The organism is Alkalibacterium sp. m-11 (assembly GCF_054658155.1).
This window is the reverse complement of sequence record NZ_BAAGIR010000382.1, coordinates 1-411: the sequence shown is the minus strand read 5'-3', so window position 1 is coordinate 411 and position 411 is coordinate 1. Positions and strand designations below refer to the sequence as shown.

The 411-nt window shown below is 36.7% G+C and carries 1 protein-coding gene; it reads left to right on the top strand.

Annotated features, from left to right (window positions below):
- Positions 1-19: 19 nt before the first annotated feature.
- On the top strand, positions 20-411 hold a 392-nt coding region (locus ACYQ2O_RS12900; protein WP_459796795.1), incomplete at its 3' end, for a helix-turn-helix domain-containing protein.

Here is a 411-nt window from a genome sequence, read left to right as displayed (position 1 = left end):
ACAAAGAGGAGGGGAATGTATGTTCAAGAATAAAGCGTATAAATTTCGTCTCTACCCCAATGAAAAACAGAAAGAGCAGATAAACAAAACAATCGGATCTGCTCGCTTTGTCTATAATCATTTCTTAAATGAATGGACGACGACATATAAAGAAACTGGAAAGGGCTTATCCAATACTAAATGTTCCGCTGTTTTGACTCAGCTTAAAAAACAGGTAGATACTTGGTGGCTGAAAGAACCGGACAGTATTGCTCTCCAAGCGAGTTTGGAACACTTAGCAGATGCTTTTGATGGTTTTTTTCAGAAGAAAAAAGACTATCCTCGGTTTAAAAGTAAAAAGCATCATCGTCAATCGTATACGACCAAGCAGACAAATAAGAATATTCGTGTCTCAGGAAACAAAATTAAACT